At 69.4% G+C, this 14758-nt stretch carries 16 protein-coding genes; 12 read left to right on the top strand and 4 right to left on the bottom strand.

Annotated features, from left to right (window positions below):
* The first annotated feature begins 41 nt into the window (after positions 1-41).
* Positions 42-1841, top strand: a complete 1800-nt coding sequence (locus tag BFN33_RS12225) for an FAD-dependent monooxygenase (RefSeq protein WP_079140779.1) — start codon at positions 42-44, stop codon at positions 1839-1841.
* 10 nt (positions 1842-1851) lie between these two features.
* Here the strand turns inward: BFN33_RS12225 and BFN33_RS12220 are convergent, their stop codons facing one another.
* The 3 genes from BFN33_RS12220 to BFN33_RS12210 form a co-directional block, all read right to left on the bottom strand.
* Positions 1852-2436 (bottom strand): TetR/AcrR family transcriptional regulator, encoded by a 585-nt coding sequence (locus BFN33_RS12220; protein WP_069759974.1) that lies wholly within the window; start codon positions 2434-2436, stop codon positions 1852-1854.
* A gap of 146 nt (positions 2437-2582) precedes the next feature.
* Positions 2583-3530 (bottom strand): NADP-dependent oxidoreductase, encoded by a 948-nt coding sequence (locus BFN33_RS12215; protein WP_069759973.1) that lies wholly within the window; start codon positions 3528-3530, stop codon positions 2583-2585.
* 64 nt (positions 3531-3594) lie between these two features.
* The gene (locus BFN33_RS12210) at positions 3595-4425 is read right to left on the bottom strand and encodes a carbohydrate ABC transporter permease (protein ID WP_069759972.1); all 831 of its coding nucleotides are present in this window, start codon (positions 4423-4425) and stop codon (positions 3595-3597) included.
* Here BFN33_RS12210 and BFN33_RS49680 point away from each other — a divergent pair.
* From BFN33_RS49680 to BFN33_RS12190, 5 genes are all read left to right on the top strand, one after another.
* Complete coding sequence (locus tag BFN33_RS49680; RefSeq protein WP_256122728.1) at positions 4415-4573, top strand: hypothetical protein; 159 nt, start codon at positions 4415-4417, stop codon at positions 4571-4573. The two genes, BFN33_RS12210 and BFN33_RS49680, sit on opposite strands and share 11 nt — an antisense overlap.
* A 180-nt stretch (positions 4574-4753) precedes the next feature.
* Entirely contained in the window at positions 4754-5350 is a 597-nt protein-coding gene (locus BFN33_RS12205; RefSeq protein WP_069759971.1) for a flavodoxin family protein, read from the top strand.
* Positions 5351-5399: 49 nt separating this feature from the next.
* Positions 5400-5792, top strand: coding sequence for a nuclear transport factor 2 family protein (locus BFN33_RS12200; protein ID WP_069759970.1), 393 nt, complete (start codon positions 5400-5402; stop codon positions 5790-5792).
* Positions 5793-5814: 22 nt separating this feature from the next.
* Entirely contained in the window at positions 5815-6513 is a 699-nt protein-coding gene (locus BFN33_RS12195) for a type 1 glutamine amidotransferase domain-containing protein (RefSeq protein ID WP_069759969.1), read from the top strand.
* Between the two features lie 180 nt (positions 6514-6693).
* Entirely contained in the window at positions 6694-7563 is an 870-nt protein-coding gene (locus BFN33_RS12190) for a helix-turn-helix domain-containing protein (RefSeq protein ID WP_069759968.1), read from the top strand.
* 73 nt (positions 7564-7636) lie between these two features.
* On the opposite strand, the gene BFN33_RS12185 is transcribed toward BFN33_RS12190, so the two are convergent.
* Complete coding sequence (locus BFN33_RS12185) at positions 7637-8323, bottom strand: transcriptional regulator (protein WP_370743280.1); 687 nt, start codon at positions 8321-8323, stop codon at positions 7637-7639.
* 633 nt (positions 8324-8956) lie between these two features.
* Here BFN33_RS12185 and BFN33_RS12180 point away from each other — a divergent pair.
* The 6 genes from BFN33_RS12180 (at position 8957) to BFN33_RS12150 (ending at position 14746) form a co-directional block, all read left to right on the top strand.
* Complete coding sequence (locus tag BFN33_RS12180) at positions 8957-9937, top strand: aldo/keto reductase (protein ID WP_069759967.1); 981 nt, start codon at positions 8957-8959, stop codon at positions 9935-9937.
* Positions 9938-10015: 78 nt separating this feature from the next.
* Positions 10016-10366, top strand: coding sequence for a carboxymuconolactone decarboxylase family protein (locus tag BFN33_RS12175; RefSeq protein WP_069759966.1), 351 nt, complete (start codon positions 10016-10018; stop codon positions 10364-10366).
* Positions 10367-10423: 57 nt separating this feature from the next.
* A complete protein-coding gene (locus tag BFN33_RS12170) occupies positions 10424-11440 on the top strand; it encodes a zinc-dependent alcohol dehydrogenase family protein (RefSeq protein WP_069759965.1) in 1017 nt (338 codons plus the stop codon).
* 266 nt (positions 11441-11706) lie between these two features.
* Positions 11707-12078 carry a DUF2255 family protein gene (locus BFN33_RS12160; RefSeq protein ID WP_069759963.1) on the top strand — a complete coding sequence of 124 codons (372 nt, stop codon included), beginning with the start codon at positions 11707-11709 and terminating at the stop codon, positions 12076-12078.
* Positions 12079-12145: 67 nt separating this feature from the next.
* Positions 12146-13732 carry a Na+/H+ antiporter gene (locus BFN33_RS12155; RefSeq protein ID WP_069759962.1) on the top strand — a complete coding sequence of 529 codons (1587 nt, stop codon included), beginning with the start codon at positions 12146-12148 and terminating at the stop codon, positions 13730-13732.
* A gap of 54 nt (positions 13733-13786) precedes the next feature.
* Positions 13787-14746, top strand: coding sequence for an amidohydrolase family protein (locus BFN33_RS12150; RefSeq protein WP_069759961.1), 960 nt, complete (start codon positions 13787-13789; stop codon positions 14744-14746).
* The last annotated feature ends 12 nt before the right edge of the window (positions 14747-14758 follow it).

The following is a 14758-nucleotide window of genomic DNA, read 5'->3' as shown; positions in this document are numbered from 1 at the left end:
CGTAACACCGCACCCGCACCGTCGATAGATATCAGCTCATCATGCTCTTCCACAGAACTGCACGGGCATGCGACTCTGACTCGGGTTCAAGAGATTGGGTCGCGACTGATCCAAGCCGTGTTCAGGAAGGCAGGTCCCCTGTGTCTGACCGCAACGAGAGAGCCGGATCGCAGCGTGTCCTCGTCGTGGGAGCGGGGCCCGTGGGGCTCTCGCTCGCGATCGAGCTGGGGTGGCGCGGTGTGCCGGTCACCGTGATCGATCAAGGCGACGGCCGCGTGCCCTTCCCCGCGGGCGAGGCGATCTTCTCCCGCACCATGGAACACCTTCGGCGCTGGGGCTGTGCGCAAGAGGCCCGCGCGGAGTCGGCACCGCCCACGGACTACCCGCACCGGACGGTGTTCGCCACGTCAGTGACGGGACATGTACTGGCCGAGTTCGATTACGGGGTCACGAACCGGTCTCCCGGCGTGTACGGTCGGCTGACGCCGGAGGGCCCCGCGTTCCTGTCCAAGTTCTCGTTCCTGCCGCTGCTCGAACGGACGGCGCGGGGCCTGCCCGCTGTCGACATCAGGTTCGCCACGCGCCTGGAGTCCTTCGAGCAGAACTCCGACGGTGTTCTCGCCGTGGTGCGCGACCTGGACAGCGGCGCCTCCGAGACACTCACCGGCGACTACCTGGTGGCCTGTGACGGTGGCCGCAGCAGCGTACGGCGGTCGCTGGGCATCGAGTTCGAGGGCAGGTTCGCGCAGGGTCAGAACTTCGCGGTGCACTTCCGTGCGCCGCAACTGCTGGGCCTGCTCCGGGAGCGGCTGGGCGGCCACGCGGTGCAGATCCACACGCTGTCGTCGGCCCGCAGGCCGTACATCACCGTGGTCAACGGCGTGGACGAGTGGCGGCTCTCGGTCTACCTGGACGAAGAGCCGGAGCCCGGGGACGCGGTCGCCTGGGTGCACGAAGCCGTCGGTGCGCCCATCGACGTGGAGATACTCGCCGCCCAGCCCTGGAGCGGGCACTGCGTTGTGGCCCGCAGCTACCGTGCGGGACGGGTGTTCCTCGCGGGCGATGCGGCACATCTCCTGTGGCCCAAGGGGGGCTTCGGTGCCAACACCGGGATCGGCGACGCTGTCGACCTCGGCTGGAAGCTCGCCGCGGTCCTGAAGGGCTGGGGAGGCCCCGCGCTGCTCGACAGCTACGAGCTGGAGCGACGGCCGATCGCCGTCCGCAACGTCACGGAGGCATCGAGCAACTGGAGGTCCGACTCCCGGCTGGCACCCGACGCGGCACTCGGCCTCGTCGGCGCGGAGGGCGAGCGGGCCCGCCGTGAGATGGGCGAGACGATCCGCCGGGCGAGGGGCAAGGAGTTCCGCTGCACGGGCGTGCAGCTCGGATACCGCTACAGCGGCTCCCCCATCTGTGTGCCGGACGGCACCCCGGAACCGCCTGACGAACCGGACGACTACGCCCCGTCGACCTGGCCCGGTTGCCGGGCACCGCACGTCCGGCTGCCCGACGGCACCTCGGTGCTCGACCACTTCGGCCGCGGTTTCGTGCTCGTGGCTTCGGGGGCGGCAGACCCGTCCCCGCTGGTGAAGGCAGCACGGCAGCGTGACGTGCCGTTGACGGTGCTGCACCTCGCCGATCTTGCGGCGGCGAGACTGTACGAGCGGCCGCTGGTGCTGGTCCGCCCTGACGGGCACGTCGGGTGGCGGGGCGAGCAGGCTCCGGCCGACCCGGTCGCCGTACTCGACCGGCTGCGCGGGGCAGAGACCGGGAATCCGGCCGCGGATGCGGTCAGGGTGCCGGAGGCGGTCTCGGCGGGAGTCGCCACCCACCAGCACTGACCGGCCGCGTTCAGCGGTCGCGCCCCTTGACCGGTGACCGGCCGACCAGCATGGACTCCATCACGAAGCGGATCATCTCGTGTGCCGGTCTGTTCCGGTCGTTGGGCACATTCGCGCCCTCGAACACGGCGACCGCGACATCGCGCAGGAGCGCGGCGTCGATGCCGGGGTCGCCGTCGAGGCCGTGCTCGGCCATGACCTCGTCGACAAGTCCGACGATCCAGTCGAGGAAGGTGGTGTGCGCGGCGCGAACGGCCTCGGAATGCGGAAGCCGGTCGTGCATGGCCTGGTGCAGCGGCCTGTACAGACGCATGTCGGACAGGCCGCGCACCAGCCGGCTCAGTGGGTCGGCACCCGCCTGCTCCGCGCTGAGCGTGCGGATCTCGCGGCTGAGCATCCGGTCCATCACCGCGGCGAAGATGTCGTCCTTCGAGGCGAAGTACCAGTAGACGTTGCCCCTGGCGACACCGGCGGCCGCGCTGATGTCCGCCATCGTGGTCTTGTCGTAGCCCTTGGAGAGGAAAAGCTCAGTGGCCGCGGCTAGCAGATCACCCGCCCGCTCTTCACGGGGGATCTGTTGGCGGTTGCGCGGCATCCCGGGCTCCTCTGATGTGTTCAGCTCGTCTCAACTGAGTGTAGACAGCGAGCTGAACCGGTCCGACGGCGATGACGGGATCCCGCCGGGACACAGTGGCCTCTAAGAAGCCCGCGCGATGACACGGGTCTACGGATGCGCTCGGGTCACGGCACCAGGACGACCTTTCCGCTGGTGTGACCGGTCATGATCTGGCGATGGGCGGCAGCGGCTTCGCGAAGCGGGTGGCTGCCGGCGATCAGGACGCGCAGTCGCCCTGCCTCCACAGCCTCCGTGAGCTGCAGGCGGGCGGCGTCGCGGACGTCCGTGCCCGGATCGGCGCCGGGCGAGCCGCCGAGGAGCTTGATGCCGGCCTGGGCCCCACGCCCGAAGCCCGCGATGGTGGCGATGCGGGAACGGTCCGCCACGAGTTCCACCGAGACGTCCACCGCCTCGTCGGTGCCCACCAGGTCGGCCGCCGCGTGGACGCCCTCCGGTGCTGCCGCGCGCACCCGGTCGGCCAGGCCGGGCCCGTAGGCGATCGGGATCGCTCCGAGGTCGCGCAGCAGTTCGTGCCTGGCCGGGCTCGCCGTTCCCAGGACCGTGGCGCCTCGCGCGACCGCCAGCTGCACGGCCATCAGGCCGACTCCGCCGGCGGCGCCATGGATCAGCACCGTCTCGTCCTTGCTCAGGGAAATCGCCTCGAGAACGTGCACGGCGGTGGCGCCGACGACCATCAGGCCGCCGGCCTGCTCCCAGGACAGGCCGGCGGGCTTCGGCACCACCGACGAGGCCGGGACGACGAGTTCGGCGGCGTAGGCGCCGGGCGCGCGATAGGCGATCACCTCGTCGCCCACCTGGACCGGACCTGCCGGGCCGGTCGCGTCGGCGCCCACCGCCGTCACCACACCCGCCGCCTCGGCACCGAGCCGCATCGGCAGCTTCGCCGGATCGGTCCCGAAGGCACCGCTGTACATCTTGTGGTCGAAGGGGTTCACCCCGGCCGCGCGGACCGCGATGCGCACCTGGCCCGGCCCGGGTTCCGGGACGGTGACATCGATGACCGACAGGACCTCGGGACCGCCGTACGCGCTCGCTACTACTGCTTCGCTCATGTCAGGGCCAACACGGTTCCGGAGGTGACCATTCCTCCACGCTCGCCGTCGGCCGGACATCCCCTCACTTGCCGAAACCGGCGGTGAGCCCGCTGATGAGCCGGCGGCGGCCGAGGACGTAGAGGGCGAGGATCGGCAGCGTGGACAGGACGACCGCCGCCAGGATCGCGGGGGTGTTGATGGTGAGCTCGCCCTGGAAACTCGACACGAACAGCGGCAGGACCCGTTTGTCGGGGCTCTGGGTGAGGATCAGCGGGAAGAGGAAGCCGTTCCACACGTTGAGGGCGTCGTAGATCGTGACCGTGATCAGGGCGGGGCGGGACAGCGGCGCGGCCAGGCTCCAGAGCATTCGCCAGTGACCGGCGCCGTCCGCGCGCATGGACTCGTACAACTCGTCGGGGATGTCACGCAGGAAGTTGACCAGGATGATCACCGTGAGCGGGATCGCGAACGCCGCCGACGGGAGCACGATCGCGGGCAGGGTGTCGTACATCTGCGCCTTGGCGATCAGGTAGTACACCGGGATGATCGTGGCCTGCAGCGGGATCGCGAGTCCCAGCAGGAAGACGCTGAACGCCCAGCGCAGCGCGCGGCTGGTGCCGCGGACGATGGCGTACGCGGCCAGGAACGACACGGCGAGGGTCAGCAGCGTCGCTCCGACGGTGACCAGGGCGCTGTTGAGGAGGTAGTGGGAGAAGCCGCTGTCGAGGACGAGCCGGTAGTTCTCCAGGGTGGGACTGGTCGGCAGGGCGAGCGGGTTGGCGTCGAAGAAGCCCTCGCGGGTGCGCAGGCTGGTGACGACGACCCAGTAGACCGGGACGAGGACGACGACCAGCCAGAGCACACCGACCAGGGCGCCGAGGGGGTTGGTCCTCACCGCGCGGATGCCGGTCACCGGTGAACGGGCCGCCGCGCTCCACCTGCGCTACCTCGACCTGGTCCTCGCCGGGCTGCGCACCTCCGCCGCCGACCCGCCCACCTTGCAGGGCCCGGCACCGCACTGGGACGAACTCCGGGAGCTGTGGAACACACGTGAGGGCTGAGGGATGAGTTCGGCCCCACGCAATTCCCCGAGGACCAGGTCTTTCCGTCGCGCCTGAAGGGGAAAATCGGTTACCCGGAGAATGGCATGCAGGGGAAAATTTCTTCCCCCTCACAGCGCGCTCTTCCGATGCAAGGCTTGGTCACATACCGAGCAAGACATTCGAGGAGCCCTCATCACCATGTCCCTTTCCGGCCGCCCCACAATCGCCATTGCCTTTCATTCGGGCTACGGCCACACGGCCGTCATCGCCGAAGCCGTGGCGCGTGGCGCAGCGGAAGCCGCCGAGGTGGTGTCCGTGTCCGTGGACACCATCACCGACGAGCAGTGGGCGCAGCTGGACGCCGCTGACGCGATCGTCTTCGGTGCCCCCACGTACATGGGCACCGCCTCCGCCGCCTTCCACGCCTTCGCCCAGGCGAGCACCAAGCGCTGGTACTCGCAGGCCTGGGCGGACAAGCTCGCCGCGGGCTTCACCAACTCCGGAGCCAAGAACGGCGACAAGTCGTCCACTCTGAGCTACTTCGCCACCATGGCCGCCCAGCACGGCATGCACTGGATCGCCCTGGGTCTGCAGCCGGGCTGGGCCTCCACCACGGGCAGTGAGGACGACATCAACCGGCTCGGCTTCTTCCTGGGCGCCGGGGCCCAGAGCCCGACCGACGCCGGCCCGGAAGCGGTCCACAAGTCGGACATCGCCACCGCGGAGCACCTCGGTGCGCGCGTCGCGCGACAGGCCGCGATCTTCCGCGCCGGGCGGACCACCCTCGCCGCCTGATCACAGGCTTCCGTTCCCGTATCAGATCACCTCCCGCAAGGAGCGAACCATGTCCGACTCTGCGAACGTCACGCTCGTCCGCCGGCTCTACGACTCCGGAATGGCGCCCGAGGTCACCAAGGAGGTCATGGCCCCCGACCTCGTCTGGGACATCACCCCGGGCTTCCCGAACAGCGGCGTGTACCACGGCTGGGACAACGTGGCGAAGGACTTCTTCGGCGTGATGATGCCGAGCTACGAGTCCTTCGGCGCGGTGGCCGAGGAGTTCTACGGAGCCGACGACGACCACGTCGTCGTGTACGGGCATTACCGGGCCGAGACGAAGACCGGGAACAAGGCCGACGTCCGTTTCATCCACCTGTGGACCGTCCGCGACGGCAAGCTCGCACGGATGCGGCAGGCCGCCGACAGCCACCTCCTCCAAGAAGCCCTGAAGGGCTGACACCATGACCGGGAGCCCCTCAATGGCGAAGATCCTCTTCGTGATCACCGCGTCCGACCACTGGACGCTGGCCGACGGAACGCGGCAGCCGGCCGGCTTCTGGGCCGAGGAAGCCCTCGGCCCGTACGCGGTCTTCAAGGAGGCCGGATACGAGATCGTGGCGGCGACACCCGGCGGTGTGCCGCCCACGGCGGACGCGCTCAGCCTCAGCCCGGACTTCAACGGCGGGGAGGAGGGCGCGGAGCGGATGCGGACCGCGCTGCGTGAGGCGACCGAGCTGGCCCAGCCGTTGCGGATCGAGGACGTGCGTATCGAGGACTACGCGGCCGTCTTCTACCCCGGCGGCTGGGGCCCGATGGAGGACCTGCCCGACGACGCCGAGTCCGGGAAGCTGCTCACCGAGTGGCTCGCCTCGGGCAAACCGGTGTCGCTGGTGTGCCACGGCCCCGCGGCCCTGCTGGCCACCATCGGTCCCGACGGGACGTCCCCGTTCACCGGCTACCGCCTGACGGGCCTGTCCAACGCCGAGGAGAAGCAGAACGGTCTCGCGGACCGCGCCAAGTGGCTGCTGCAGGACCGCCTCGTCGGCGAACTCGGAGCGGACTACCGCGAGACCGAACCGTTCGCCCCGCACATCGAGATCGACCGCACCCTGTACACCGGCCAGAACCCGGGCTCGGCGACTCCGCTGGCCCAGGAGGTCCTCAAGGCACTGAGCTGACGCCGCAGCCGTGTGTTCTTGCGGCGGTCCGGTACGCGCTCGAAATGCGTACCGGACCGCCGACTCCTGTGTGCGCCGCCGTACAGGTCGAACCCGTACGATTTTCGTGCGCCGGCCGAGGCAACGCAGGGAGGGTCCCGCCCCCACACAAAGCCGGGCTTCTGTGCGAGGCTGGAGATCATGAACCGCGACCCGCATCTGAACGAGCTGGGTGAGTTCCTCAAGGCCCGCCGTGCCGACCTCAGCCCCTCCGAGGTCGGACTCCGCGGCGGACAACGGCGGCGTGTGCACGGACTGCGCCGCGAGGAGGTGGCCCTTCTCGCGGCGATCAGCACCGAGTACTACGCGCGCATCGAGCAGGGCCGTCTCCAGGCGTCGGCTCCCCTCCTGAACGAGATCGCCCAGGTGCTCCGCCTGAACGAGGACCAGCGGACGTACCTGTTCCAGCTCGCGGCGAAGGCGACGGCAGGCCCGGTCACGGCGGGCGATCGCCAGCAGGTGGACACCCAGCTGCGGCGCATGCTGGACAACCTCACCGCCACTCCCGCCTTCGTCATCGGCCGACGGACCGACATCCTGGCCTGGAACGAACTCGCCGGCGCGCTGTGGACCGACTTCGGGCGCATCCCCGAGCAGGAGCGCGTGTTCGTCCGGTTGCTGATCACCGAGCCCTGGATGCGTGAGCTGTACGTGGACTGGGAAGAGGTCACCCGTCTGGCCATCGTGCAGCTGCGCATGGAGAGCGCGCGCTACCCCGACGACCGACACCTCGCCGCCCTGGTCGACGAGCTCTCGGCCCGCGACGCCCAGTTCCGGCAGTGGTGGAACGAACATGACGTCGCGGCGCGCGGCAAGGGCACCAAGAAGCTCTGTCACCCGGTGGTCGGGGAGCTGACGCTCGACTGGGACACGCTCACCTGTGCCACCGACCCCGAGCAGCACATCATCGTGTGGACCGCCGCACCCGGTTCCCCGTCCCACGACGGACTGCGCCTCCTGGCATCCTGGGCCGCGGACCAGAAGCGAACGGCGCCCGACACCGTGGGCTGATCGCGGACGCGGCTGACGTTCCTGCTCGGTTCCCAGCCGTTCATCCTGGCGGCAGCCGACGGCCTCGTTCCGATCAGGCTGTCGCACCCGGTACCGGCTCGTACGGGTCGGCGGCCCACGACGCGAGGAAGCACAGTCCGTCATGGGACGGACTTCCGGGCTCGGCGGTCCAGATCACCCATTGCTGTGCCGGGTCGGCTGTGCAGATCAGGCTGTCCCAGTCGAGTGTGAGGTCGCCCTCCACCGGATGGCGCAGTCTCTTGGTGCCCATCCGCCGGCCGGTCACCTGTCGCCCGGCCGACCACCGACGGAAGTCCGCGTCCGCCACCGACAATTCGCCGACAAGGGCGGCCAACTCGGGGTCGCCGCCGGGGCACTTGGCGGCGTCCACGCGCAGTTGGGCGCCGCAACTGCCGGCGATCGCCCTCCAGTCGCGGTAGATCTTCCGGAAGCCTGGATCGGTGAAGAGCAGCCGGACGTAGTTGCGCTTCTTCTCCGGGACCCGGTCGAAGTCGGTGAGGAGAGCGGCTGCCGGAGCGTTCCAGGCCAGGATTTCCGCATAGCGGCCCACGACGAGCGCGGGGGTCGCCGTCAGCTCGCCCAGAGACGTCTGAGCTGCGGCTGAGCCCTCTACGTCGGCCGACGGCGCTGCGCGCACTCGTCGGTCGTCGAGGTGCAGGACACGGACGAGTGTGGCGAGCACCGACGTCGACGGGAGGACCCGCCCGTGCTCCAACCGCGTGTAGCGATCGGTGCTGATGCCCGCGAGCCGAGCGACCTCCTCACGGCTGAGTTGTGCTCGGCGAAAGGAAGAGTGAGGGGGAGAGTTCTCTCCCAGATCAGTCCCCGCGAGGGGGGTAAGGATCCTTCCCTGGATAAGTCTTCCCCGGGGTGGAATTCTCCCCTTTGCGGGTTCGCGCAATGGTGGCAGGGTCGACGACGAGGTCGGCGACCAGGGACCCGCCCGCGGAGAGCGTTCACCGAGGTGGCGGGGCTCCAGCCTCTGGTGTGGGGGGCGCTTCCCCAATGTCACTGACATTCCGTGGTTCCGGGCGCTGACGGAGGAGGCGAGAAAAGCGAGCCGTTGCTCGGCATGGGCGTTCCCCGCGCTCCCGCGTTGCCCGCCGCTTCCCTGGCGCCGGTCTCGGCGGGCTCGCCACCGGCCTGGACACGGACCCGAAGATCACCGGGTGGCCGCGCCGGTAGCAGGAGGCCTATCCGGCGGCCGTACGGAACCAGGTGCGGACGCCGCCGACGACAAGCCGGTGCCGATCCGGTAGCAGCACCACGTCGTACCGCGTCCGGCTTCGTCGCCCCGCGGACACGTCTCCGTCGTGCGCCTCCGCGACACCGCAAAGAGATCGTGACCAGCAACGGAAGAGTAAGAGCAGCGATGGACTACACACGCCTCGGGTCCTCTGGTCTCAAGGTCAGCAGGATCACCCTGGGCTGCATGAGCTTCGGCATCCCTTCGGAGATGCTGCCGTGGACCCTCGACGAGGACGGCGCCGCACCACTGTTCCGGCAGGCGGTCGAACTCGGCATCACCTTCTGGGACACGGCCAACATCTATGGCGTCGGCAGCTCCGAGGAGATCGTCGGTCGCGCACTGCACAAGTACACCCGGCGCGAGGACATCGTCCTGGCGACGAAGGTGTACTTCCCGATGCACCCCGGTCCCGGCGGCGGGGGACTGTCCCGCAAGGCGATCCTGGAGCAGATCGACGCCTCCCTCGCCCGCCTCGGCACCGACTACGTCGATCTCTACCAGATCCACCGCTTCGACCCGGAGACCCCGGTCGAGGAGACGATGGAGGCCCTTCACGACGTCGTCAAGGCGGGCAAGGCCCGCTACATCGGGGCCTCCTCCATGTGGGCGTGGCAGTTCGCCAAGATGCAGCAGACCGCGAAGGAGAACGGCTGGACCCGGTTCGTGTCCATGCAGGACCAGTACAGCCTGCTGTACCGCGAGGAGGAGCAGGAGATGTTCGGGCTGCTCGCCGACCAGGGCGTCGGCAGCATCCCGTGGAGCCCGCTCGCGGCGGGACGCGTCGCCAAGCCCTGGGGCGAACGATCGACACACCGCGCGGAGACCAACGCCGAGGTCGACCAGCGGGGTCGCCCGCTCTATCTCGACAGCGACAAGGCGATCGTCGACGCCGTGCAGAGGATCGCTGAGGAGCGAGGGATTTCCATGGCGACGGTCGCGATGGCCTGGGTGCTGAAGAACGCGGTCGTCGACGCACCCATCGTGGGCGCCACCAAGCCGCGCCATCTCGCCGACGCGGTCGCCGCGCTCGACATCGAGCTCACCGACGAGGAGATCCGCTCCCTCGAAAAGCCGTACGTCACCCGGACGCCCACCTATTTCTGAGTCTTTCCCACGGTGAACGCGCCGTCGGCCGAATACCCGGCGGCCTGACATACCGAACACACGCAAGGAGCACCCCCCATGCCCGAACGGAAGAAGTTCGCGCCGCCCGCGATCCAGGAATTCGCCCCCAAGCTCGCGGAGGTCACCGACACGGTCCTGTTCGGGGACATCTGGGAGCGGCCGGATCTGTCCCCGCGCGACCGCAGCCTGGTCACCGTCATCGCTCTCGCCTCCCTGTACCGCACCGACCAGCTCGGCTTCCACCTCGGCAAGGCGCTGGAGAACGGCGTGACCAAGGACGAGCTGATCGAGGCACTCACCCATCTGGCCTTCTACGCCGGCTGGCCCAACGCCATGACCGCGATGAACCAGCTCAAGGAGATCGTGGACAAGGCCGACCAGTCCGACCAGTTGGGCTCCCGCCCCTGAGCACCCACACCCGTCCCTGCACCCCACGGCAGACCCGACAAGAGCTGAGACAGCGTCATGCGAGCAACCTTTATTCACGCGCCTGGTGACATCCGGGTGGAGAACGCCCCCGAGCCGAAGATCGTGGCGCCCACGGACGCGGTCATCCGCACCGTCGCCACGTGTGTGTGCGGCTCCGACCTGTGGAGCTACCGGGGCATCAACCCGGTCACCGAGCCGCAGCCGATCGGCCACGAGTACGTCGGCATCGTCGAGGAGGTCGGCAGTGACGTCTCGACCGTCAGGCCCGGCCAGTTCGTCATCGGCTCCTTCATCGCCTCCGACAACACCTGCCCGAACTGCCGGGCCGGCTACCAGACCAGCTGCCTGCACCGCGACTTCCCCAACGGCTGCCAGGCCGAGTACGTCCGCATCCCCCTCGCCGACGGCACGCTGGTCGCCACCCCGGAGCAGCCCGCCGAGGAACTGATCCCGAGTCTGCTGACCCTGTCCGACGTCATGGGCACCGGCTGGTACGCCGCCAGCGCGGCCGAGGTCAAGCCCGGTGCGACAGCGGTGGTCGTCGGCGACGGCGCAGTGGGCCTGTCCGGCGTCATCGCGGCGAAGGAGCTGGGCGCCGAGCGCATCATCGCCATGAGCCGGCACGAGCCCCGGCAGAAGCTGGCCCTGGAGTTCGGTGCCACCGACATCGTCACCGAGCGCGGCGAGGAAGGCGTCGCGCGCGTCAAGGAACTGACGAACGGCATCGGCGCCGACTCGGTCCTGGAGTGCGTAGGCACCCAGGAGTCGATGCACCAGGCCCTGCTGTCCACCCGCCCCGGCGGCAACGTCGGCTTCGTCGGCATGCCGCACGACGTGCGGATCGACGGCCAGGAACTCTTCTTCTCCCACGTCGGGCTGCGTGGTGGTCCCGCCCCCGTGCGGGCCTACCTTCCCGACCTCATCGAGCGCGTCGTCAGCGGCCGTATCAACCCGGGCAAGGTCTTCGACCTCACCCTGCCCCTGGACGAGGTCGCCGAAGGCTACAAGGCCATGGACGAGCGCCGCGCCATCAAGGCGCTGCTGCGTCCTTGACGTGAGGCCCGGTGGTGGTGAGCGCAGGGGCAGCCGCGTCCACCACCGCCGCCGTCGCCGAGCGGCAGTCGAGCCCACGCATCCCAGCCGAGCAGAACTGACCGACGGCCATGACCAGCGAGGCGATCGCGTCTTCGAGGACTCGCTCGGCATCACGCGTACCCACCTCGGTGAGCCGCTCACCACCACTCCCCCGTGAGCCCAGGCGTTCCGGCCCCACACCTTCTTCCCGCTCTCACCGAATCAAGGAGACTGGAGCAGCACCGATGACGACATGGACCAGCGACGAGCTCAACCGCATAGCCGGCGCCGACGAGTTGGAGATGGCGCCGCTCCGCCGTGACGGCACCCTGCGGGGGCCGGTGCCGATCTGGGTCGTCCGCGACGGTGACGACCTGTACGTCCGCTCCTTCCGGGGCACCGACGGTGCCTGGTGGCGCACGGCCCGTACAAGCCACGAGGGGCACATCCGCTCCGGCGGCGTCGACAAGCGCGTCACCTTCGTCGAGGTGGCGGACTCACAGGTCAACGATCGCATCGACACCGCCTACCGCACCAAGTACGACCGCTTCGGCGGCGCGTACGTCGACCCCATGGTCGCCGCCCGCTCGACGACACTGCGGCTGGTCCCCCAATGAGCAGAACACTCCTCGTGAAGCCCGTTGAGCTCCCACCGACAGCCCGCACGTCACGGGAGCAAGCGCCATGCTCGGTCTAGAACTCGTCGTCGCCCTCGGCGCGGCCGTGCTGGCGGGCAACGTTCTCGGGCGGCGCTTCGGCCTCGCGCCGCCCGTCACGCTGCTCGTCGTGGGCGCTCTCCTCGGGATCGTCCCGGCTGTCCGCCAGACCCAACTGCCGCCGGAAGTAGTGCTGTTGCTCTTCCTTCCCGTGCTGCTGTACTGGGAGAGCCTGACCACGTCGATGCGGGAGATCCGTTCGAACCTGCGCGGCATCGTCCTGCTCAGCACGGTCCTCGTGATCCTCACCGCGGGGGCGGTGGCGGTCGCCGGCCATGCGCTGGGACTGCCGTGGGGACCGGCGTGGGTGCTGGGCGCGGCCGTGGCTCCCACCGACGCCACCGCGGTCGGCGCCCTGGCCGGTGCCCTGCCGCGTCGTCAGGTCACCGTGCTGCGCGCCGAGAGCCTCGTCAACGACGGCACCGCGCTGGTCATCTTCGGCCTGGCGGTCGGTCTGACCGTCGGCGAGGAACATCTCACCCTGCCGCACGTCGGCGGACTGTTCCTTCTTGCCTACGGCGGCGGGGCCGCGATCGGCGTGCTGGTCGCCTGGATCAACATGAACCTGCGACGCCGCCTGGACGATCCCCTGCTCGGCAACACCGTCATGATCCTGGCCCCGTTCACGGCGTATCTGCTCGCCGAGCTGATCCATGCCTCGGGAGTCCTCGCAGTCGTCGTGAGTGGGCTGATCATGGCCCAGGTGGCTCCCAGCCTCATCCGGGCCGAGCATCGCCGGCAGGCGCTGGCGTTCTGGCCGCTGGCCACGTTCATCATCAACGGCACGCTGTTCGTCCTGGTGGGAGTGGAGCTGCAATACGCTCTACGCCACTTGAGCCGGGCCGACCTCCAGGACGCCCTGATCGCCATCGGCGTGGTCGGCGTGGTGCTGGTCGCGGTCCGGTTCGCGTTCCTGTTCTGCTCCGCCTACCTGATCCGCCTGATCGACCGTCGTCCGCAGCAGCGGCTTCGGAGGATCAGTCACCGGGCCCGCGTCGTCAGCGGGTTCGCGGGCTTCCGGGGTGCCGTGTCGCTCGCCGTAGCACTCTCCGTACCGAAGGCCCTCGACTCGGGTGAGCCCTTCCCGGACCGCGCCTTCATCGTCTTCGTGACCTCCGGTGTCATCGTGGTGACACTCGTGGTGCAAGGGCTTCTGCTGCCGCGCGTGGTGCGCTGGGCCCGGCTGCCGCGCGACACGTCCGTCGACGAGGAGCACATCCTCGCCGAGACCATGGCAACCGAGGAAGCCATCAAGGCACTGCCGCGGCTCGCTGCCGAACAGGGCGCCGACGCACGGGTCACCGAATGGCTGCGCCAGGAGTACGAGGCTCGCCTGGCGGCGGCGCGGGCGAAAGGCGCGGGTGACGACGACGATCCCGCGCTGCTCCACAACCGGCACTACACGGATCTCGGCCTGGCTCTCGTCGCCCACAAGCGGGCGACCATCGTCCGCCTCCGCGACGAACGCGACATCGACGACACGGTGCTGCGGCGCCTCCAGGCCGCCCTGGACTACGAAGAGGTGCGGCTGGCCGGACGTGAGCAGGTGGAGTGAGCGGAACCCGACACTCGGCCCCGGCACAAGCCCCACGAGAAGGGATCACCCTGCATGCCCTCCCCACTCATCGACGTCCACGCCCACCTCCTGCCCGACTTCTACGTCCAGCAGGCGACCGCGGCGGGCCACGCCCAGCCCGACGGCATGGCCGGCTGGCCCTCGTGGTCCGTGGAAGCGCACCTGGACCTGATGGACCGCAACGGCATCGAGACCGCGATGCTGTCCATGTCGTCCCCCGGCGTGCACTTCGGTGACGACAAGGCGGCCCGTCTCCTCGCCCGGCAGGTCAACGAGTACACCGCCGAACTGACCCGAGACCGCCCCGGCCGCTTCGGCAACTTCGCGTCGCTGCCCCTGCCGGACGTGGACGGCTCGTTGGAGGAGATCGGATTCGCCTTCGACGAACTCGACGCCGACGGCGTGGCCCTGCTCACGCACACCCACGGTGCGTACCTGGGCGACCGGCGCCTCGACCCGGTCTTCGCGGAACTCGACCGCCGGCAGGCCGTGGTCTTCCTGCACCCCACCTCACCGGTGTGCTGGGAGCAGTCAGGACTCGGCAGACCGCGCCCGATGGTCGAGTACATCTTCGACACGGCCCGCACCGTCACGGACATGGTGATGGCGGGCGTCCTGACGCGTCATCCCGGCATCCAGGTGATCGTTCCGCACTGCGGTGGCGCGCTGCCCGTCCTGGCCGACCGCATGAACGAGTTCATGAGACTGTTCCTGCCCTCGGACAAGGCGCCCGCCCAGGACGCGGTCCAGCAACTACGAGGCCTGTATTACGACATGGCGGGCACAGCCTTCCCCCGCCAGACCCCGGCGCTGCTGCAGCTCGTCGACCCGGACCGCGTGCTGTTCGGCAGCGACTACTGCTGGACCCCTCCCCCACTGGCCGACGCCCACATAGCGGCGATCGACGCGGTCGAGTCACCGGTGGACGGGACCACGTGGCGGTCCCTGACGACGGCCAACGCCCAGCGCCTGTTCCCAGGGACGACGCGGTGAACGACAGCCGCC

Source organism: Streptomyces sp. LUP47B (genome assembly GCF_001746295.1).
Classification (GTDB): Bacteria; Actinomycetota; Actinomycetes; order Streptomycetales; family Streptomycetaceae; genus Streptomyces.
The sequence above is the reverse complement of the archived record's forward strand: the minus strand, read 5'-3'. Positions and strand labels throughout refer to the sequence as shown.

Excerpts from the sequence above, each read along its gene's own strand:
- BFN33_RS12225 (WP_079140779.1), top strand. The coding sequence starts at position 42 with ATGCTCTTCCACAGAACTGCACGGGCATGCGACTCTGACTCGGGTTCA.
- BFN33_RS12220 (WP_069759974.1), bottom strand. The coding sequence starts at position 2,436 with ATGCCGCGCAACCGCCAACAGATCCCCCGTGAAGAGCGGGCGGGTGAT.
- BFN33_RS12215 (WP_069759973.1), bottom strand. The coding sequence starts at position 3,530 with ATGAGCGAAGCAGTAGTAGCGAGCGCGTACGGCGGTCCCGAGGTCCTG.
- BFN33_RS49680 (WP_256122728.1), top strand. The coding sequence starts at position 4,415 with ATGCCGGTCACCGGTGAACGGGCCGCCGCGCTCCACCTGCGCTACCTC.
- BFN33_RS12205 (WP_069759971.1), top strand. The coding sequence starts at position 4,754 with ATGTCCCTTTCCGGCCGCCCCACAATCGCCATTGCCTTTCATTCGGGC.
- BFN33_RS12200 (WP_069759970.1), top strand. The coding sequence starts at position 5,400 with ATGTCCGACTCTGCGAACGTCACGCTCGTCCGCCGGCTCTACGACTCC.
- BFN33_RS12195 (WP_069759969.1), top strand. The coding sequence starts at position 5,815 with ATGGCGAAGATCCTCTTCGTGATCACCGCGTCCGACCACTGGACGCTG.
- BFN33_RS12190 (WP_069759968.1), top strand. The coding sequence starts at position 6,694 with ATGAACCGCGACCCGCATCTGAACGAGCTGGGTGAGTTCCTCAAGGCC.
- BFN33_RS12180 (WP_069759967.1), top strand. The coding sequence starts at position 8,957 with ATGGACTACACACGCCTCGGGTCCTCTGGTCTCAAGGTCAGCAGGATC.
- BFN33_RS12175 (WP_069759966.1), top strand. The coding sequence starts at position 10,016 with ATGCCCGAACGGAAGAAGTTCGCGCCGCCCGCGATCCAGGAATTCGCC.
- BFN33_RS12170 (WP_069759965.1), top strand. The coding sequence starts at position 10,424 with ATGCGAGCAACCTTTATTCACGCGCCTGGTGACATCCGGGTGGAGAAC.
- BFN33_RS12160 (WP_069759963.1), top strand. The coding sequence starts at position 11,707 with ATGACGACATGGACCAGCGACGAGCTCAACCGCATAGCCGGCGCCGAC.
- BFN33_RS12155 (WP_069759962.1), top strand. The coding sequence starts at position 12,146 with ATGCTCGGTCTAGAACTCGTCGTCGCCCTCGGCGCGGCCGTGCTGGCG.
- BFN33_RS12150 (WP_069759961.1), top strand. The coding sequence starts at position 13,787 with ATGCCCTCCCCACTCATCGACGTCCACGCCCACCTCCTGCCCGACTTC.